Source organism: Ilyomonas limi (assembly GCF_005233845.1).
Taxonomy (GTDB): domain Bacteria; phylum Bacteroidota; class Bacteroidia; order Chitinophagales; family Chitinophagaceae; genus Ilyomonas; species Ilyomonas limi.
Genome location: NZ_SZQL01000004.1, coordinates 55,172 through 75,000 on the forward strand (window position 1 = coordinate 55,172; position 19,829 = coordinate 75,000).

The following is a 19,829-nucleotide window of genomic DNA, read 5'->3' on the forward strand; positions in this document are numbered from 1 at the left end:
TTTTAGAATAAAAATTTCAATGATATACCTGTTTATGAAATTAAAACCTACCAGCATTATTGCAGCTTGCTCCATTTTATTTTCTGCGAGTGCACTGCATGCACAAGACTCTACTTTTACCAACAGCATTGGAATGGAGTTTACACTGATAAAGCCGGGCAGTTTTGTAATGGGAAGGTTTCAACCTCCCTATCCAAAGCCACCCAGCGACACAGTAAAGGCAGGTGCTCAATCAGGTGCCGAAAGAGGGTATAATGCCGAAGAATATAAGCTGGCTGAGAAACTGGCAAAACAGGATGCACTACCGGGTTTTACCGTTAATATTAAAAAGCCATTTTATATAGGCAAATTTGAAGTAACCCAGGCCCAGTGGAAAAAAGTAATGGGTTCAAATCCTTCCGTTTTTCAGGGAGATAAAGTTCTGGATAGTGCTAATAATCACCCTGTAGAGAATGTGACCTGGGAGGATGCGCAGCAGTTTTTGAACAAGCTGACTGGCATGGAAAAAGGAAGAACCTACCGCCTGCCCACAGAGTTTGAATGGGAATATGCAGCCCGCGCCGGAGCAACCAGTGATATACCCTGGTCGCAAATTCGTAAAACAGCACAATTAGGCACGCGTACTACCAACAAAATAGGCCAAAAGGAAGCAAATGCCTGGGGGTTATACGATATGCTGGGTAATGTATGGGAGTGGGTACAGGATTTTTACAATGAAAAAATATTTGCAGATGCTGTTCCTCCTGCAACGGGCAACGTGCATGTTTTAAAGGGTGCCTCTTTTGTGGGAGATGTAAAGAATGCCACGTATATGACACATGCTGCAGGTCCCGGCAATGGCTGGGATGTAGGATTCCGCGTTGTAATGGAAGCAACAAAATAATTTGATTTCAGTTATTAAAACATTCATCTATGCTCATTAGAATATTTGCTATTATACTGCTTACCGGTACTGCTTTACAGTGTGGTGCTCAAGACAGCGTACCAAAAGGATTTACCCCGTTATTCAATGAGAAAGACCTTAGCGGCTGGCATATCAGCCGTACCTCCCACCAGGGAACTACACCCGATTGCCGTGCAGAAAACGGGATGATTGTTCTCAAGGAGCATCCGTATGGGCAAGGTGGGATACTTTTAAGTAATAAGAAATACAAAAACTTTGAATTATACCTCGAAGCTAAAATAGATTCCTTCTGCAATGGTGGTATCTTTCTTCGTTCTACTGAAAGCGGACAAGCTTACCAGATTGAACTGGCAGAGCCGGGCGGAACAGGTGCGCTGCTGGGCGAAATGCTCCGCGTTAGTAAGGGAGCTGAAGCTACCGGGAAAGCCAAAGTATGGAAGCCAAATGACTGGAATAGCTTCCGTATCAGGATGACAGGTGATACACCCCATATTACGTTATGGATAAACGGTGTGCAGATGTGGGAAGTGACCGAGCCGGTTAATGACTTTATTGCCGGTGCTACGGAAGGCATGATTGGCTTACAGGCACATTGGTCTGCTACCTACCAGCCAAACGTTGCAGAATTTGATATGTCCGGCTCCTGGCGCCCGGGCGGGGCACATCGTTTTCGGCATATAGCAATAAAGGAGTTGGAATAATTCGATACCGGATAAAATAAAGCTTACTTTTTAAAACGGCAAAGCTTGCAAAGCCTTGTATTACTTAGGAATACAACATCGTTACATCTGGTATATTTTATTGGGAAATATTATAATATTAATGTTTTTTTCTACTTGCCGGTATAAAAGATGACATTCTGCAAACAGCACTCGAGTAATTTCTATTCAAAGGCTCGTTGCACCGCTTGGCATTTCTACCAAAACGGTTTATAAACACTTTAAAAACAAAGAGGAATTGTTTGAAGAGCCTTCACCTCTTCATTATGCACAACAATAACAACTGCTGGAAGAACTGGCTGCAGATTAAAAGGTTGTTTCATTTTTACTTGATACACGGTACACTGCGTTTGAGAGAGAATACAAGGCGACGAATGTTTTATCAGGAATTGAATTATTACTATCCCGAGCCGGAAGGAAAAATTCAATCTGCAATAAGTGAAAAGTTCACCAGGCAATTCATCCATATCATTCAAAAAGGGTATTAAGGAAGGTGTATTCCAGCTTGGTATTCAAACGAAAGTTGTTATGGAAGATATCTGATGTTTTATATGGCGCCGCTGCCCATACAGAACTATTTACACCATTTTCATGCTTTTTCTTTTGCGGTACTATTAAATGCGGTTGTTTTTTAAGAGGTTTTTGTACAGCAAAAGGTATTCAGGAGTTAGAGGGGCAGGTCCAAACCTTTTATCATCTCGGAAAAAGCAAAAGCTGTGACTTTGCAAATTAATTCATTGTGTTTAAAACCTAAAAGAGCAGAAATTGTTCCTCTTTTTGCCCCTGAATTGGCAAAATTAGCCCAGAGCTACAGTAGGGATTGCATTATCAGAAACAAAATTGCGGAGACTAAGGGATTCGAACCCTTGATACCCTTTCGAGTATACACACTTTCCAGGCGTGCTCCTTCAACCACTCGGACAAGTCTCCATTTTTCTTCGGGCTGCAAAATAAAGGCTTCCGCCTTAGCTGCCGAAAATTTTTTCTGCATTAGCTGTTGTTATCGCTGCTACTTCCTCTAAAGAAGTATTTTTTACCTCTGCCAGATTTTGCGCAATGATAGGTATATAGCTGCTCTCATTGCGCTTGCCGCGATAAGGTACCGGCGGCAGGTAAGGCGCATCCGTCTCTAACACTATTTTCTCCAGCGAAATGTTTTGTATGGCCTCCGGCAAGCCACTTTTTTTATATGTTAAAATGCCGCCAATGCCTAAATAAAAGCCCAAGTTTACAATTTGATGTGCTTCGTGTGCATTACCACTAAAACAATGGAAGATACCGCGCAAACCCTTATCTGCAAATGGTTTTACGGCATCAATAGTTGGTTGCATGGCATTGCGCGTATGTATTACTATTGGTAAATTGTAGTCCAGCGCCCATTGCATTTGCTGGTTAAATGCTGCTACCTGTTGTGTTGCAAATTCGGTGCTCCAATAGTAGTCTAATCCAATTTCTCCAACAGCCGTAAATTTTCGTTTATCAAGCCATTCCTTTACTATTGCCAACTCCTGCTCATACCCCGCATTTACATAGCATGGATGCAAACCTATCATCGCAATACATGCCGGATGTTTTGCCTCAAGTGCCAGCATTGCTTCCAGTGTATTGCTGTCAATAGCTGGAAGGTAAAATTTTTCAACACCTGCTTTTTTTGCTCTGTTTAGCAATTCATCAATGTCTCCGCTAAATTCTTCACTGTACAAATGACAATGCGTATCAATCCATTTCATATAATGTTAATGCACTTTTAAACTTCCTGCACGCGGCAAAATTAGTTTAGTTTTGCCGCGTTTATTTTAAAAGAGTTTACCGTTTTTTATTAAAGAAATAAATGCCATAACTTGTTTTAACAAAAGTAATTTAGCGCTTTATATAATGTGTTATTTGTTAATATTAAAAGAAATGCAATGCTTAAGCGTAATATGAAATAATCAATATCACAAAGTAAAAGCCGGAGGTCGCTTTTAAAAAAGTGGCGCGGGCATACCAAAAATAAACTTGATGAAACTGAAAATTAAAAGAAGAGCATACCAGCAAAAGGTCATTAAATAAGAAAACAAAGTATGTCGAATATTTTATTGATAGATGATGAAAAAGCCATTCGCAAAACGCTGCAGGAGATTCTTACCTACGAAGGATTTAAGGTAAGAGAAGCTGGTGATGGAGAAGAAGGCTTGAAAATGTTCAACGAGAAAACTTACGATGTGGTGCTTTGCGATATTAAAATGCCAAAAATTGATGGCATAGAATTTTTGACCAAAGCAAATTCCATCAATCCCGATGTGCCAGTGATTATGATCAGTGGGCACGGCACTATAGAAACAGCGGTGGAAGCCGTTAAAAAAGGTGCATTCGATTATATATCGAAACCCCCCGATTTAAACCGCATGCTTATTACTATTCGCAATGCGATGGACAAAAGTACGCTGAGCAAAGAAGCGCGGGTGCTAAAAAGAAAAGTAAACCGCGTGCAGGAAATGATTGGCGAATCGGAAGCTATCATGCGCATTAAAGAAACAATAGATAAGGTAGCGCCCACTGATGCGCGCGTGCTCATTACCGGCGAAAATGGCGCGGGTAAAGAATTGGTGGCGCGCTGGATACATCACAAAAGTCCGCGCAGCCAGATGCCTATGGTGGAAGTAAACTGTGCGGCTATACCCAGCGAATTGATTGAAAGTGAATTGTTTGGTCATGAAAAAGGTTCGTTTACATCAGCTATAAAACAGCGTATTGGCAAGTTTGAGCAGGCAAATGGCGGCACTTTGTTTTTGGACGAAGTAGGCGATATGAGCCTGAGCGCCCAAGCTAAAGTATTGCGTGCACTGCAGGAAGGCAAGATAACGCGCGTAGGCGGCGATAAAGAAATTGAAGTGGATGTACGCGTGGTAACGGCTACTAACAAAGACCTGCTAAAAGAAGTAGAAGCTAAGAATTTCAGGCTTGACTTGTATCACCGCCTGAGTGTTATTTTGATTCATGTGCCGTCATTAAACGAGCGCCGGCAGGATATTCCGCTGCTGGTGAATAAATTTTTGACCGATATAGCCGAAGAGTACAACCAGCCGTTAAAAGTTATCAGCGACCGTGCAATGGATGCACTCATTCATCACAATTGGACGGGTAATATTCGTGAGCTGAGCAACGTAGTAGAGCGGTTGGTAATTCTTTCCGGACCAACCATTATGCTGGAAGACGTTACTCATTATGTGTTTGCGAGGTAAGGCAATGCTGCGCATTGCTAAGAGGGTTTTTGATGATAAGTTGCAGCATTACTATTATGAGACATTTCGTGTGCCGTGTCACGCCACAGGTGGTGATCACTCCCTTCAATACTTTGCGTGCTTCAGCCATTATATAATAGCCTGCTTATAATCATTATCATTATTGTTGGCGGGCTTAAGCCCGCCAATCATTTATAGTTTTACATTGTTTTGAATAATCAGCAGGCACATACCATTATCATTATTGCCGGGCCAACAGCTGTTGGTAAAACAGGCGTTGCTATACAATTAGCTCAGCATTTCAATACCAGCATTATTTCTGCCGATTCACGGCAATGTTTTAGGGAATTGAACATCGGCGTAGCCAAACCAACACCTGCGCAGCTTGCAGCAGTTAAACATTATTTTATCAACACCTATTCTATAGATGAGGAAGTAACAGCGGCTACTTTTGAGCAGTATGCATTAGATGCTACACAAACTATTTTTAAATATTCGCCGATAGCTGTTATGGCGGGCGGCACAGGCTTATATATCAAGGCTTTTTGCGATGGTTTGGATGAAATGCCTGCTATTCCTGCACATATCCGTCAGCAAATTATTACAGCTTATGAGCAGCAGGGTATTGCCTTTTTGCAGGAAGAATTAGCACAAAAAGATCCGGTATTCTGGCAAACGGCCGAGCAGCAAAATCAGCAACGTTTGATGCGTGCTTTGGAAGTATTGTATGCAACCGGCAAATCCATTACTACTTACAGGAATAATACACCGGTAAATCGTTCTTTCAACATCATCAAAATAGGACTGGAGCTACCACGCGAAATATTGTATCAACACATTAATTATCGTGTGGATGAAATGATAAGAGAAGGCTTGATAGCAGAAGTAAACAATTTATTGCCTTATCAACGTCTCAACGCATTGCAAACTGTTGGCTACAAAGAATTGTTTGATTATTTTAATAACAATATTTCGTTGCAAAAAGCAATAGAGAACATCAAGCAAAACACCCGCCATTATGCCAAAAGACAGATGACCTGGTTTAAAAAAAATAAAGATTTTACGTGGTTTGCACCGGATGATTATAATAATATAATAAAGTATATCTTAGATAAAGTTGCTTGATTACTTTACTATACCACTGCCGTATTTAAATACATCACCAACTGTTACAGGCAAAGTACCTTGTGGTTTATTACTGCCATCTAATACATCAAAAGCTGCTCGCTGAAAAATAGCATCATCTTCGTAGCAAACAACTAAGTTAGGTGCATTGCACATATTCTTTACGGCATAAGGATTGCCAAAAACAAACGTAATGGTATTGTTGTTCTGTTGTATTTTATTCATCAGATCAACTGCACTGGCACTCAATCCAAAGTTGTTGCCCGGATATTTGCCTAACTGGTGCAGCCCGATAATAACAGCATCGTAATTATTTCCCAAAGCGTTTAAAATGGAGGTTGCTTTTTCATCATTGTCCTTATAGCTAAAGAAATAAGTGTCTGCTTTGTATTTATCCTTTATAGCACTCGTAAATGAGTTGGCGGTATTTATTCCAATACCTACATATGCTACTTTTTTGTTGGCGGCAAGTGGTAGTAGAGTAGAATTATTCAGGCGAAGCAATGTGGCCGCATTTATTGCAACCTTTTTCCTTATGGAAGCTACATCTGCATTTAAATCGTTAGTAAGATTATAAGTATTTACCGGTTGTACGGCGTGTAGGCCTACATTATATTTTGCCAGCAATACTTTTTTTACACTGGCTTCTATGTTTCCCCAATCCAGTTCATTGTTATCCAGCGCTGCTTCAATAGCATTAATACAAGTATCCACATTACCCGGCAAACAAAGCATATCGTTGCCGGCTTTTAACGATTGTACTGCGGCCGCTCCCTGCGGAAAATATTTGGCAACGCCTTGCATTTCCAGTGCATCGGTAAAAGAAATGCCATGAAAATTAAGCTGTTTGTGTAATAAGCCATTTACATTATTGGGCGATAAAGAAGTAGGCAAATGGGCAGTGCTATCTATAGCCGGGATAGATAAGTGTGCAATCATTACGCTGCCAATACCTGCGTTAAAAACCGCTTTGAAAGGATATAATTCTAAGGAGTCTAGCTGTGCTATAGATTTATTAATTACCGGCAGGTCCAGATGCGAATCCACCGCAACATCGCCATGGCCTGGAAAGTGCTTGGCGCAGGCCATCACGCCCTCACTTTGCATGCCCTGCATTATTTGTACTCCATATTTAGCCACTTTGTATTTGTCTTCGCCAAAAGAACGAAAGTTGATTACAGGATTGTTTGGATTGTTATTGATGTCCACCACTGGTGCATAATCTACCTGTATACCGGCGCGCTTGCATTGCTTGCCAACAGCTTTACCAATTGCATACACCAATGTTTTATCGTTGGTAGCGCCAATTGTTAGCTGGTCAGGAAATTTTGCCACGCTATCGTAGCGCATACCAACACCTGTTTCACCATCTATGCAAAACAGGATAGGCGTTTTGGCCATCTCCTGGAATTGATTGATAAAATTGGCTTGCTGTACCGGGCTTCCCTGGAATAAACATATGGAGCCAATATTGTATTTACGAATATCATCAGCTACTTTATCGTCATAAAACACAACGCCATCGGGTGTTTTGGCACTCAGCCGCACCACCATGAGCTGTGCAATTTTTTCTGCTTTAGATAAGCTTTTGTAAACGCTGTCCACCCAATGCGTTGCCGCAGGTGTTTGCTTGTAAAAATGTTGTGCCTGTGCCGAAACAATTGTGCCTGCAGAGAAAAGAAATATTATTAAGCTTTTTATGTATCGCATACTGTGCAATATAAGTGATAAGGAATAGATTAATAAAAAGGAGTGTGTTAAATGCTGTGTGGAAGAACAAAAATCGGAATACGCATTACTGATTTTTATTTATCAAAATGATTGGTGGAAATTAATAAATAGGCTTGAAATTATAGCTTTGTTAGGAGCGCCCTGTGTATAGAAAAAATACGACACATTTCAACAGGCTTCACCGGCGTGGCTTAATACGAGTAAGCTCAGATGGAGCTTATTTACCTTTGTTCTATTATCTGCTATAAACAGGATGCTCTTAACGAAGCTAAGTGTCCCATTGACTTCTATTTTAGGTATAACGTTCTCCATCTGTGTATAAAACATTTCACAAAAATTTTTTTTACTATTCACCTGCGGATGCTGTCTCTTTTCTTTGTAAAAATTTTTAAGCAAGTATAGCACGTTACAGTTCAAAACAGGCAATCTGTACCATTGCCGTACGTTTACTTATAAGCTGTGCATAGCAAAGGATGTATTTTTAAAGAAGTTTTTCCATGAAGATGATTCGCGTTCCCTTTTTGCTTTTGTGTTTTTGTTGTTATTTGTCAACTGCGTTTTGCCAGCCCAAATATGAATTTCGTGCAGTGTGGGTTGCCAGCGTGGTAAATATTGATTGGCCCAGCAAAAAGGGGCTTTCGGTTGCCGAGCAAAAGGCTGAGTTTATCCGCCTCCTCGATATGCACCAGCGCAATGGTATGAATGCTATTATTATGCAGATACGTCCTGCTGCCGATGCGTTTTATCCATCGCCTTACGAGCCCTGGAGCGAGTACCTGACCGGCACACAAGGCGTGCCGCCGGTACCTTATTACGATCCATTGAAGTTTATGATAGAAGAAACGCACAAGCGTGGCATGGAGTTTCATGCATGGCTCAATCCTTACCGCGCCGTGTTTGATATTCGTTCTTCTTCCATTGCACCTAATCATATCACGCGCCAGCATCCCGATTGGTTTATTACGTATGGTAAAAATAAAATCTTCGATCCGGGAAGGCCGGAAGTGATAGACTATGTAACTAAAGTGGTGAAAGATATTATAACGCGCTACGATGTAGATGGCATTCACATGGATGATTATTTTTATCCATATCCGGTAAGTGGAAAAGATTTTCCCGACTATAAAAGCTATAGCCTGTACGGTAAAGGAATGGATAAAAACGTATGGCGGCGCAGCAATTGCGACAGCATCATCAGGCGTATACACGAAATGATTATAGCGGTAAAGCCAACGGTAAAGTTTGGCATTAGCCCATTTGGTGTTTGGCGAAATAGAAGTCAGGACCCGGAAGGCAGTGATACCCGCGCCGGTGTGAGTAATTATGACGATTTGTATGCCGATATTTTGCTGTGGCTGAAAGAAGGCTGGATAGACTATGCAGCACCCCAGTTATATTGGGAAATTGGTCATAAATTGTGTGATTACGAAACGCTGCTGGACTGGTGGAGCAACCATAGCTATGGCAAACAGATTTTTGTGGGGCAGGCAATGACGCGCACCGGCAGTGGTGTACCCTGGCGCAACCCGCGCGAGATTCCTGACCAGATAACAGACGCCCGGGACACCCCCAATATATACGGCAGTATATTTTTTAGCAGTAATGATTTTTATCGCAATACCAATGGGTGGAACGACAGCCTGCGCAACCATTATTACAAAACACCGGCGCTTATTCCGCCAATGCCATGGATAGATACAACCGCACCTGCAGCACCTACTATTACCAATGCAACTGATGAAAATACTGTGGCAGGTAACATTTTAAAAATTAATGGCAACACCAACACGGAAGTTGCTACCAGCATGGAAGTGGTAAAAAGCTATGTGTTGTATATTGCTAATGATACTGTTACACTGGGCAATACACCATTCTTTATATCTGTAGCTGATACAGCCAGCCAGCAGTTTTCGTTTAACATTTACAGCCCGCAAATACCGGTTGACTGGAATACCTGTTATGTAGCCGTTTCGTGTGTGGATAAAGAAAACAATGAAAGTCCTTTAAGTAATACAATTAAGTACATAAAGACAAACAAGGGATGGATGAAACAATAAGCAGCTATTTTACTGGGTGAGTGATTAATGCGTGCCCGCTTACTGCAGATTGAGCTGTTGGTTGCCAACACATACACGAAATATTATACATCAGTATCTTTTCCCATCCGTGCCGTAGCTGTGTTATTCAACTGCTATAAACGGGCGCCATCAGAAATAAGCTAATTTTATACCGGCTTTAAACTTTTTTAATGCTATTCAAAGGGCTGCACCAGTATTAATATTTACATTCGCAAACCGGTTGTAAACAATAATATGAAAAACCAACCGTTAAAATAAAAGTCAAATCTGAAGTTCACATGCTAAAGCAAGTTCGAAATTGTATTTTACTTCTTTCAGCTATTGGTGCATTTGCCTCGTGCAAAAACGGGAGCATTTTCAAAAAGAAACCCGAAAAATCTACTGCTACCGGCTGGAATTATAATGATAAGAACCAGGGCGGTTATTTTGTAGCTAAGCCAAAAGACATTAAAACCGGTCCGGGGCTCGTATTTGTGCAGGGCGGTACCTTTACCATGGGCGCTACGCAGGAAGACGTAATGGGCGACTGGAACAATGTGCCACGCCGCGTAACCGTTAACTCCTTCTTTATTGATAAAACTGAAGTAGCCAACGTACACTATCGCGAGTATATCCACTGGATCGAAAACGTATTCCAGGACAACCAGGCAGTGATTGATGGCGCTAAGCCCGATACACTGGTATGGCGCAGCGAACTGGCGTACAACGAGCCGTATGTGGAATATTACTTCCGCCACCCATCTTACAACTATTATCCGGTGGTGGGCGTTACCTGGCGGCAGGCGCACGATTTCTGCATCTGGCGTACCGACCGCGTAAATGAAATTTCGCTGATCAATGCTGGCTACCAAAACAAAAATGTTTTAAAAACAGAACTGAACGGTGGCGGTCAGGATAATTTTAATACTAAATCTTACCTTATGGGCGCCTACGAAGGCGTACCGGGCAAGCCAAAAAATAATCCGTTGAAAGATGCGCAGGGACGTCCGCGTACAACCGTTACCATGTCGGATGGTATTTTGTTCCCCGATTATCGCCTCCCAACAGAAGCTGAATGGGAATATGCCGCATTGGGATATGTAGGTGAAAATCCCGAACCACGCAGATCTGAAAAGAAGCGTGGGGAAGAGTTGATTGCCAATAAACAATTATATGCCTGGCAAAATGATGGCTTTGATAACCTGCGCTCTACACGTCATGGTGCATGGCAGGGTGCTTTTCTTGCCAACTTTAAGCGCGGTGCTGGTGACTATATGGGTACAGCCGGCGGTTTGAACGATCGCTCTGCCATTCCATCAGAAGTTACTTCTTTCTTCCCCAACAGCTATGGATTGTATAATATGAGCGGTAACGTAAATGAATGGGTTGCCGATGTGTATCGCCCAACTACCAATCAGGACGAAGATGATTTAAATCCTTTCCGTGGTAACGTATTTACGAAAGTGGATAAAAGTGGCGGCGAAGATCCTGAAAACTGGCGCGACTCGTTAGGTCGTATTAAAGAGATTCCTGAAGCAGATTCCACTTTAACACATCGCCGCAACTATCAGCGTTCTTATGCTATTGATTACTTAGATGGTGACTCTTTAAGCCGTGCGAGTTATGGATATGGTATTACTACTTTAATCAGCGATAAATCCCGTGTATATAAAGGTGGTAGCTGGAACGATATGCCATACTGGTTAAGCCCCGGTTCACGCCGTTATTTGCAAGAAGATCAAAGCAGCAGCACTATTGGTTTCCGCTGTGCTATGACGCACTATGGTGCACCTGAAGGCACTTCTTTTAAGCACAACAAAACGGGTAACTTCTTCCCGTCGCGCAGGCAAAAAAGATAGAGATAAGGAAAAGGTACATACAAAAACAGAGGGCCATCCGTACACCGGGTGGCTTTTTGCTTTTAGCACACGAATGAGACGGCAGCGGCACGGATAAATTTTGAATAAGGATGGCATTAATGAAATGCCCAAATGAGACTGATTAAATTACATCATAAATCCCTTCTTATCCATGCTTTAGCCGTGTCATTTGTGTGCTATATATTCGTGTCATAAAATTTACCTTTGTCCTCATGTTATCATTTAATGAGCAATTAGAGCATTTAATACACGAAGCTTTACAGGAAGATATTGGTAGCGGCGATTATTCTACATTAAGCGTTATTCCTGAAAATAAGCGTGGTAAGGCCGTTTTAAAAATAAAACAGGATGGCATTCTTGCCGGTATTGCAGTAGCACAAAAAATATTTTTGATGGTGGATTCTGCTGCTGATTTTAATACTTATAAAAAAGACGGAGAGCAAATGCACAAAGGCGAAGTGGCTTTTGAAGTGCAATCCACTATACAAGCCATTTTGCAATGCGAACGGCTGGTACTCAATTGTATGCAGCGTATGAGCGGCATTGCAACCCTTACAAGGCAGTATGCAGATAAGCTGCAAGGGTATCATACCAAAGTGCTGGATACACGCAAAACCACGCCGAATTTCCGCCTGCTGGAGAAAGAAGCAGTGCGTATTGGCGGCGGCGTTAACCATCGTTTTGCATTGTACGATATGATTATGCTAAAAGATAACCATATTGATTATGCAGGCGGCTTGCAGCCTGCTATTGAAAAAGCGTATAACTATGTTCAGGCAAATAAACTGAACCTAAAAATAGAAGTGGAAACCCGCTCACTTGCTGATGTGCAAACTGTTTGCAATATTGGCAAAGGGAAAGTATTCCGTATAATGTTGGATAATTTTCTGCCCGAACAAGTACAACAAGCCCTGCAGATGATTAATGGTGAATTTGAAACAGAAGCCAGTGGTGGCATTAGCTTAGATACGGTAGAGGCATATGCAAAAACCGGGGTTGATTATGTTAGTGTGGGCGGATTAATACATCAGGCACAAAGCCTTGATTTAAGCCTGAAAGCAGAGATAGAATAGGTTTTAAATAGTAATAAAACTGATGAACTACTAATATTGCTGATAGGTTTGTTGGTTAGATTTAAAGTAAATACTACCTGTTGTATAAATTGGATGTACATGAGTAAAAAATATAAAGGAGATAAGCATGGTTTTGTATATAGCACCGATCCTGATTTCAGCTATCAGCAGGAAGAGAAAGCTGCAGCCAACACATTACCACCTGCCCAGCAAAAATTGAGGATACGATTAGAAACAAAACACAGAGGGGGTAAAACTGTAACGCTGATAACTGGTTTTGTAGGTACGGATGAAGACTTACAGGAATTAGGAAAAAAACTAAAAAATGTATGCGGCACAGGCGGCAGCGCAAAAGACAACGAAATCATCATACAAGGCGATCAGCGCGGAAAAGTGTTACAATGGTTGCTGAAAAATGGCTATACCGGAACAAAATAGAGCAATGAAAAGCGGATCACACAAATTGAAAGCACCAATAAGCAGGATAATTTCTGCAATTCCTATTTAAACAATTCGTGTAAAAAAGTTGTGCTTTCAATCCATATCATCTGGGTACTATACATTCATACTATAAAAAGATTAGGTTTGCGCACCTTTTAAATAATACACATGGCTTTACTGGTAGTTGGCAGTATGGCGTTTGATAAAATAGAAACGCCTTTTGGAATATCTGAGAAAATAGTAGGTGGCTCAGCAACATATGTGGCATATGCAGCATCCAATTTTGTAAAGCCAATACAACAAATTTCTATCGTAGGCAACGATTTTCCGCAGGAAGAACTGCAAAGCCTGCAGTCCCGCGGCGTGCAGCTCGATGGGGTAGAAGTGGTAAAAGATAAACCTTCGTTTTTCTGGAGTGGCCGCTACCACCTGGATATGAATACCCGCGATACGCTGGTGACCGATTTGAATGTATTGGCAGACTTTAATCCTATTGTGCCGGAGAGCTTTCAGGGAACCGAATTTTTAATGTTGGGCAATCTGGTACCGGCATTGCAAAAAAGTGTTATCCAGCAATTACGCACCCGCCCCAAGTTGATTGTAATGGATACCATGAACTTTTGGATGGAATCGGCATTGGCAGACTTGCATGACGTGCTGACGATGGTAGATGTATTATTAGTAAATGATAGCGAAGCCAGGCAATTGACCGATGAATTTTCGCTGGTGAAAGCGGCACGGAAAATATTAACGATGGGACCCAAATACCTCATTATCAAAAAAGGGGAGCACGGTGCTTTATTATTTCATGGGAAAGAGGTGTTTTTTGCTCCCGCGCTGCCGCTTGAGGATGTGTACGACCCCACGGGTGCAGGCGATACGTTTGCTGGCGGTTTTATTGGTCATCTTGCTAAAACAAAAGACATTTCATTCGGCAACATGAAAACTGCCATTATTGTAGGCAGCGCTATGGCAAGCTTTTGCGTGGAGCAATTTGGCGTGCAACGCCTAAAGGAAATTACCAAACAAGACATAGACGAGCGCATGGAAGCCTTTGTGCAGTTGGTGAACTTTGATATTGCGCTGGTGTAGAGAATACAACTTAGTACATTTTCAGCTAAATATATTGTAAACACTACTATTTCGGATGATGAGACATTATCCGTTAGAGAGCTATCGGCAGGTGTCACCACCTGCCAAACACTTAAAGTATTTAGCTGACAATGTAATGAAGAGCATACAAGTATATACTTTTGCCACTCATATACTTTATCTGTTATTTATCATTTTTATACTAAAACGCTGCTAATAAATTATAATATTTTTTGCTGTAACCAACAGAAATAAGGAATATTGTTCTTCCCTTCAACGATTTAGCTTAGCAAAATATATTTTAATCAAATAGACAGGTAATGATAAAAACCATTTTTCTTTTTTCTTCCATTATGGCAACAGTCTTCCTGTGCGCCTGTAATAATAATAACAGTAATGCTACTACCGGCGCAGACACAACGCGAAAACCGTTTATTGAAACTGCCAATATGGATTCGAGTGTAAAGCCGGGTGATAATTTTTATTTATTTGTAAACGGTAAATGGATTCAACATGCGGAGATTCCCGGTACGCAAACGAGCGCCGGCGCCTTTACCGATTTGTACAATCACACCCGCGACAACCTGAAAACGCTATTGGAAGATGCTGCTAAAAATAATGCTGACAAAGGCACCAATGAGCAACTCGTGGGAGACTTTTACGCTTCGGGAATGGACTCGGCTACTATTGAAAAAAGAGGTTACGAGCCGGTGAAGCCTTATCTGCAAAAAGCGGCTTCCCTTACCGATGCAGGGAGTATCATGCAACTGGAAGCCGGCATGCACAAAGATGGTTTTGCGTACATTATAGGTATGGGTGTTGGTCCCGATGAAAAGAACAGCCGCATGAATATTGTTGGGTTGGTACAAACCGGACTGGGTTTGCCCGATAGAGATTACTACTTTAAAACGGATGCACCTACTACAGCTATCCAGAATGCTTACAAAAGCTATATGCAAAAGATGTTCACGCTGCTTGGCGATGACTCCGCTACGGCTGCCAAAAAAGTAGCTGCCGTATATGCCTTGGAAAAAAATATAGCACAAAGCCATCGCACCAATGTAGAATTGCGCGATCCCGAAAGCAACTACAACAAAACAGCAATTGCCGATTTGGCTAATAAAGAACCAAACATTGGCTGGCATACTTTCCTGAACAGTTTGGGTGTTAACGTGGATTCGGTAGACGTAGGACAGCCTGCTTATTATGCAAAACTCAACGATCTGTTGAAATCAACGCCTATTGATACGTGGAAAGCTTATTATCAGTTTCATTTAGCCGACGATGCTGCACCTTACTTAAGTTCCGATTTTGTAAATGCACGTTTTCAATACACCAAAATATTATCTGGTCAGCAGCAGATGAAGCCACGCTGGGAGCGCATGTATATGGTTACAGACCAGGAACTAGGCGAGGCGCTGGGACATTTGTATGTTGATAAATATTTTACGGCTGACGCCAAAAAGCGGATGCAGGACCTGATAGATAACCTGCAAAAATCTTTTGAAAACCGTATTCATGGGCTGGATTGGATGAGCGATAGCACCAAGCCGATAGCGATAGATAAAATGCACACTTTCCTAAAAAAAGTGGGTTTTCCTGATAAGTGGCGAGATTACAGCAAGGTAAATGTGAACCGGAGTACATTTTTCGAAAACATCATTTCGGCTAATCAAAATAATTATGCTTATGAAATGAATAAAGTAGGCAAGCCGGTTGACCGCACCGAATGGGGCATGACACCGCCAACCATTAATGCTTATTACAATCCTACATTTAATGAGATTGTTTTCCCTGCCGGCATTTTGCAGTTTCCTTTCTTCGATCCTAATGCCGATGATGCCATCAACTACGGCGGCATAGGTATGGTAATCGGTCACGAGATGACACATGCCTTTGATGATGAAGGTTCGCAATACGACAAAGAAGGCAATCTTAAAAACTGGTGGAATGCAACTGATAAACAGAAGTTTCAGGTAAAAGCAAAACAGGTAATTGCCCTGTACAACAACTTTACCATTCTGGATACAGTACATGTAAACGGCGCGCTCACAACCGGCGAAAATATGGCAGATATTGGTGGTCTTGCCATTGCATACGATGCCTTCAAAATGACCGAAGAAGGACAGGATACTATTAAAATTGATGGCTTTACGCCCGATCAGCGTTTCTTTATTTCTTTTGCGCAAATCTGGCGTTCCAAAATCAAAGACGAATCAGCGCGCCTGCGCATTAATACCGATCCGCACTCACCGCCGATGTATCGTGTAAACGGACCGTTGATGAACTTTACGCCATTCTACCAGGCGTTCAACGTGCAGCCTGACGATAAGATGTACAAGCCGGAAGACCAGCGCATTAAAATTTGGTAATTCATTTTTGATAAAAGCAAAGGGCACTCATTTGTTGTATTGAGTGCCTTTTTTGTTTGAAAAAAAGTATATAAAAACACCTGCCTGATTTTTCTTTTTGCAGGACTAACTGCCCTGCTATTATGGGACTTCCGTTGCAGCCTAATGGCCTAAAATCGCTATTGCACACTGCAACTGTTGAATAAGGATTGAATGTTTAAAAGAGTGCGAAGGATAAACCGCGAAGACGCTAAGAAGATCAAAACAGGAGCGTTATCTTTATCCTGCTAATCCCAAAAATCTTAGTTCAGACTTTACTCATCCTTCCCTGTTACCACTCATCCCAAAGCAGTAACAAAAAGTTTGTATAGCCGTACCATTTGTAATGCTATTTTACCTTCCATGATAAAACCATGTACTATGCAAAACATAGTAGTGAACTTTGAGGTATTATTTCAAAATTGCACCTTTATGAAACGGCTTATTGTACTCTTTGTAATATTTATCATTGCTAACAGCTTGACTTCTCTACTTGCCCAAACCAACGGGCATATTCTAAAAGGAATGGTTACCGGCAACGGAAAAAAAGTAGAATCAGCTACTATTTACATACTGCGTTCTCAGGATTCCTCTATATTTAAAACCGGCATCACCGATAAAGATGGTGCATTTGCGATAGAAAATGTTGAAGATGGCAGCTATCTGTTAGCTGTAGAAGCTATTGGTTATAAAAAATTTTATAGCGATGTGCTTACGCTTACTGCATCTAATACAGCATTTGATCTACATACGATAACACTTGCTGCTGCCGATGCAGCCATGCATACTGTTGTTGTTACGAGTAAACGTCCTTTCATTGAGCAAAAAATTGATAAAACAGTTGTAAATGTAGAGGCTTCGCCCACCAATACTGGTCTTTCTGCATTGGAAGTATTGGAAAAATCGCCCGGCGTTACTATTGACAACAATAACAACATTAGCCTCAAAGGCAAGCAGGGCGTAATTATTTTGATCGATGGAAAGCCAACTTATCTCAGCGGCGAAGATTTAGCCAACTACCTCAAAAACCTGAGTGCCAACCAACTCGACCAGATTGAGATTATGTCGCAGCCATCTGCCAAATATGATGCTTCGGGCAATTCTGGTATTATTAATATTAAAACAAAGAAAAACAAAGCGGCAGGTTTTAATGGTAATATTTCTACCAGCGCTATTATTGCCGCTTATTTTAAAAACACCAACAGCATTAACTTAAACTGGCGCAAAAACAAAGTAAACCTCTTTGGAAACTACGGCTATTCACGTTGGGAAGGTTTTAATGATTTATACATCAATAGGAGTTTGCGTACGGGTAAAGAAGCAGCGTACGACCGCTATTCCAATCAGTATTCATTTAATCGTTATTCTGGCAAACCTCAAAATTTCAAAGCGGGTATAGACTATTATGCTACTAAAAAAACAACGCTTGGCGCTGCCGTCACCGGAAACTTTGAAAACAATCAATTTGTATCCAAGTCCAGAGCGAATATCTATGATAGTTTATACAATTTTGTACAGTTCAACCAGGCACATTCCGATAGTCGCGAAACGTGGAATAATCTTGGGTTCAATCTCAACTTTCAGCAAAAATTAGATACGCTGGGTACCGAGTTGACTGCTGATGCGGATTATATTTTTTACCACAACAAAAACCTCCAGGATAATAGTAACTATTTGTTTTCTTCAGATAGTGTTTTAATAGAAACTAAAGACCAACACAACCCTAACCCTTATCTGTTGCATGGCAATCTGCCTTCCAACATTGATATCTATACTTTTAAAAGTGATTTTCACCATCCTTTTAAGAAAGATGCTGTGTTAGAAGCTGGTATAAAAATAAGCTATGTAAAAACAGACAATAATGCGCAATACACTTTGCAGAATAATGATACAAAGGAGAGGTTTGTTGATACGACCAGAAGTAATCATTTTATCTATAAGGAAAACATTAATGCGGCGTATGTAAACCTGCAAAAACAATTTAAGAAATGGGGTGTGCAGTTGGGCTTGCGTGCCGAGCAAACAATAGCCGATGGAAAGCAGGTAACAAAAGGTCAGAGCTTTCATAAAAACTATACAAAACTGTTTCCTACCACCTACCTTAGCTATAAAGCAAATGACAAAAATACTTTTGCACTTTCTTATGGTCGCCGTATAGAACGCCCCGGTTACGAATCGCTCAACCCGTTTCAGGAGCAATTAGACAGATATACGTATCGCCAGGGCAATCCTTTGCTGCAGCCGCAGTTTAGCCACAATATTGAATTGAGCTACAACTACAAAGGACAGTTGAATATATCAACAAATTATACCAATACCACGGATATTATAAACGATGTATTGATAACCGTAAAACAGCCGGGCGATTCCAATTACACTACTTTCCAAACATCACAAAACATTGCTTCCAGCGAAAACATTGGTTTATCGGTCAACTATAATAAGCAACTTGTAAAATGGTGGAGTGTAAATGTATTCACTAATGTGTATTATAACCATTATAAAGGTGTAATAAATGATGGCAGCGGTAACGAAGATATAAATACCGGAATGGCTGGCTTAAGCGGCAATATGAGCAACCAGTTCAATTTTGGTAAAGGGTGGAGCGGCGAACTGAGCGGCTGGTTTAGATCACAACAGTTGGAAAGCAGTACAATTCTCGCAAGGTCAATGGGTATGTTTTCCTTTGGCGCCGGCAAAAAGATATTGAACGATAAGGGGTCAATACGATTGAATGTAAGAGATCCATTTTATCTTGCCAGGTTTCGCGGCAAAAACGAGACGGACAAAGGACTAACCGTAATAAGCAACAAGTGGGACAACAGAAGGGTTACCATTTCGTTCAACTATCGTTTTGGCAAAGCCAATGGTCAGCAACAGCGCCGCAGAAGCAGTGCATCGGAGGATGAGCAGAATCGTATCCACACCGGCGGACAGCAATAAGCAAATTCTCATGTGCAATATAAATAACGGCCTGGGTCTTTACCCGGGCTTTTGTTTGTATAAAAAGATAAATAGATAGTGTAAGCAACCGATTTACAAAAAAGTTTAAAGACGTGAATATGAATAACATAGATTATATAGGTTAGGGAACAAGTAAAAAGATCGTGTTGTATAAACGTTAATAGCAAAACAAAATGCAAAATGAATTTGATAGTTTGCTGAACACATCTATATTTGCAACCCGTTTGAA

15 protein-coding genes and 1 tRNA gene are annotated in these 19,829 nt (G+C 41.2%); 13 read left to right on the forward strand and 3 right to left on the reverse strand.

Features of this window, described 5'->3' with window-relative positions:
• Positions 1-34: 34 nt before the first annotated feature.
• The 4 genes from FC093_RS06655 (at position 35) to FC093_RS06670 (ending at position 2,111) form a co-directional block, all read left to right on the forward strand.
• A complete protein-coding gene (locus tag FC093_RS06655) occupies positions 35-883 on the forward strand; it encodes a formylglycine-generating enzyme family protein (RefSeq protein ID WP_137260985.1) in 849 nt (282 codons plus the stop codon).
• A 29-nt stretch (positions 884-912) separates the two neighbouring features.
• Entirely contained in the window at positions 913-1,605 is a 693-nt protein-coding gene (locus tag FC093_RS06660; RefSeq protein WP_137260986.1) for a 3-keto-disaccharide hydrolase, read from the forward strand.
• A gap of 211 nt (positions 1,606-1,816) precedes the next feature.
• The gene (locus FC093_RS24575; protein WP_394347970.1) at positions 1,817-1,903 is read left to right on the forward strand and encodes a TetR family transcriptional regulator; all 87 of its coding nucleotides are present in this window, start codon (positions 1,817-1,819) and stop codon (positions 1,901-1,903) included.
• Positions 1,866-2,111, forward strand: a complete 246-nt coding sequence (locus FC093_RS06670; protein WP_137260987.1) for a hypothetical protein — start codon at positions 1,866-1,868, stop codon at positions 2,109-2,111. Before FC093_RS24575 ends, FC093_RS06670 begins: the two co-directional genes overlap by 38 nt.
• Positions 2,112-2,466: 355 nt before the next feature.
• On the opposite strand, the gene FC093_RS06675 is transcribed toward FC093_RS06670, so the two are convergent.
• Together FC093_RS06675 and FC093_RS06680 are read right to left on the reverse strand one after the other, a co-directional pair.
• Positions 2,467-2,553: transfer RNA gene (locus FC093_RS06675), tRNA-Ser, on the reverse strand.
• A 35-nt stretch (positions 2,554-2,588) separates the two neighbouring features.
• The gene (locus FC093_RS06680; RefSeq protein WP_137260988.1) at positions 2,589-3,353 is read right to left on the reverse strand and encodes a TatD family hydrolase; all 765 of its coding nucleotides are present in this window, start codon (positions 3,351-3,353) and stop codon (positions 2,589-2,591) included.
• Between the two features lie 333 nt (positions 3,354-3,686).
• On the opposite strand from FC093_RS06680, the gene FC093_RS06685 reads away from it, so the two are divergent.
• Complete coding sequence (locus FC093_RS06685; RefSeq protein WP_137260989.1) at positions 3,687-4,847, forward strand: sigma-54-dependent transcriptional regulator; 1,161 nt, start codon at positions 3,687-3,689, stop codon at positions 4,845-4,847.
• 210 nt (positions 4,848-5,057) lie between these two features.
• The gene (miaA, locus tag FC093_RS06690; protein WP_137260990.1) at positions 5,058-5,972 is read left to right on the forward strand and encodes a tRNA (adenosine(37)-N6)-dimethylallyltransferase MiaA; all 915 of its coding nucleotides are present in this window, start codon (positions 5,058-5,060) and stop codon (positions 5,970-5,972) included.
• On the opposite strand, the gene FC093_RS06695 is transcribed toward miaA, so the two are convergent.
• On the reverse strand, positions 5,973-7,682 hold the full coding sequence (locus tag FC093_RS06695; protein WP_137260991.1) for a glycoside hydrolase family 3 protein: 1,710 nt from the start codon (positions 7,680-7,682) through the stop codon (positions 5,973-5,975).
• Between the two features lie 518 nt (positions 7,683-8,200).
• Here FC093_RS06695 and FC093_RS06700 point away from each other — a divergent pair.
• From FC093_RS06700 to FC093_RS06730, 7 genes are all read left to right on the forward strand, one after another.
• Positions 8,201-9,760, forward strand: a complete 1,560-nt coding sequence (locus tag FC093_RS06700; protein ID WP_240743221.1) for a glycoside hydrolase family 10 protein — start codon at positions 8,201-8,203, stop codon at positions 9,758-9,760.
• Between the two features lie 299 nt (positions 9,761-10,059).
• Entirely contained in the window at positions 10,060-11,619 is a 1,560-nt protein-coding gene (locus FC093_RS06705) for an SUMF1/EgtB/PvdO family nonheme iron enzyme (protein WP_137260992.1), read from the forward strand.
• A 233-nt stretch (positions 11,620-11,852) separates the two neighbouring features.
• Positions 11,853-12,713 (forward strand): carboxylating nicotinate-nucleotide diphosphorylase, encoded by an 861-nt coding sequence (nadC, locus tag FC093_RS06710; RefSeq protein WP_137260993.1) that lies wholly within the window; start codon positions 11,853-11,855, stop codon positions 12,711-12,713.
• Positions 12,714-12,812: 99 nt separating this feature from the next.
• On the forward strand, positions 12,813-13,151 hold the full coding sequence (locus tag FC093_RS06715; protein WP_137260994.1) for a translation initiation factor: 339 nt from the start codon (positions 12,813-12,815) through the stop codon (positions 13,149-13,151).
• A 171-nt stretch (positions 13,152-13,322) separates the two neighbouring features.
• Positions 13,323-14,246, forward strand: coding sequence for a PfkB family carbohydrate kinase (locus FC093_RS06720; protein ID WP_137260995.1), 924 nt, complete (start codon positions 13,323-13,325; stop codon positions 14,244-14,246).
• Positions 14,247-14,566: 320 nt separating this feature from the next.
• Entirely contained in the window at positions 14,567-16,618 is a 2,052-nt protein-coding gene (locus tag FC093_RS06725) for a M13 family metallopeptidase (RefSeq protein WP_137260996.1), read from the forward strand.
• A 450-nt stretch (positions 16,619-17,068) separates the two neighbouring features.
• Positions 17,069-19,579, forward strand: a complete 2,511-nt coding sequence (locus FC093_RS06730; protein ID WP_170971011.1) for an outer membrane beta-barrel family protein — start codon at positions 17,069-17,071, stop codon at positions 19,577-19,579.
• Positions 19,580-19,829: the final 250 nt, after the last annotated feature.

What these genes read in the sequence shown, in the direction of transcription:
- FC093_RS06725 (WP_137260996.1), top strand. Translation starts at nt 14,567, where the DNA reads ATGATAAAAACCATTTTTCTTTTTTCTTCCATTATGGCAACAGTCTTC.
- FC093_RS06730 (WP_170971011.1), top strand. Translation starts at nt 17,069, where the DNA reads ATGAAACGGCTTATTGTACTCTTTGTAATATTTATCATTGCTAACAGC.
- FC093_RS06715 (WP_137260994.1), top strand. Translation starts at nt 12,813, where the DNA reads ATGAGTAAAAAATATAAAGGAGATAAGCATGGTTTTGTATATAGCACC.
- FC093_RS06720 (WP_137260995.1), top strand. Translation starts at nt 13,323, where the DNA reads ATGGCTTTACTGGTAGTTGGCAGTATGGCGTTTGATAAAATAGAAACG.
- FC093_RS06685 (WP_137260989.1), top strand. Translation starts at nt 3,687, where the DNA reads ATGTCGAATATTTTATTGATAGATGATGAAAAAGCCATTCGCAAAACG.
- FC093_RS06705 (WP_137260992.1), top strand. Translation starts at nt 10,060, where the DNA reads ATGCTAAAGCAAGTTCGAAATTGTATTTTACTTCTTTCAGCTATTGGT.
- nadC (WP_137260993.1), top strand. Translation starts at nt 11,853, where the DNA reads ATGTTATCATTTAATGAGCAATTAGAGCATTTAATACACGAAGCTTTA.
- FC093_RS06680 (WP_137260988.1), bottom strand. Translation starts at nt 3,353, where the DNA reads ATGAAATGGATTGATACGCATTGTCATTTGTACAGTGAAGAATTTAGC.
- FC093_RS06655 (WP_137260985.1), top strand. Translation starts at nt 35, where the DNA reads ATGAAATTAAAACCTACCAGCATTATTGCAGCTTGCTCCATTTTATTT.
- FC093_RS06695 (WP_137260991.1), bottom strand. Translation starts at nt 7,682, where the DNA reads ATGCGATACATAAAAAGCTTAATAATATTTCTTTTCTCTGCAGGCACA.
- FC093_RS06700 (WP_240743221.1), top strand. Translation starts at nt 8,201, where the DNA reads ATGAAGATGATTCGCGTTCCCTTTTTGCTTTTGTGTTTTTGTTGTTAT.
- FC093_RS06660 (WP_137260986.1), top strand. Translation starts at nt 913, where the DNA reads ATGCTCATTAGAATATTTGCTATTATACTGCTTACCGGTACTGCTTTA.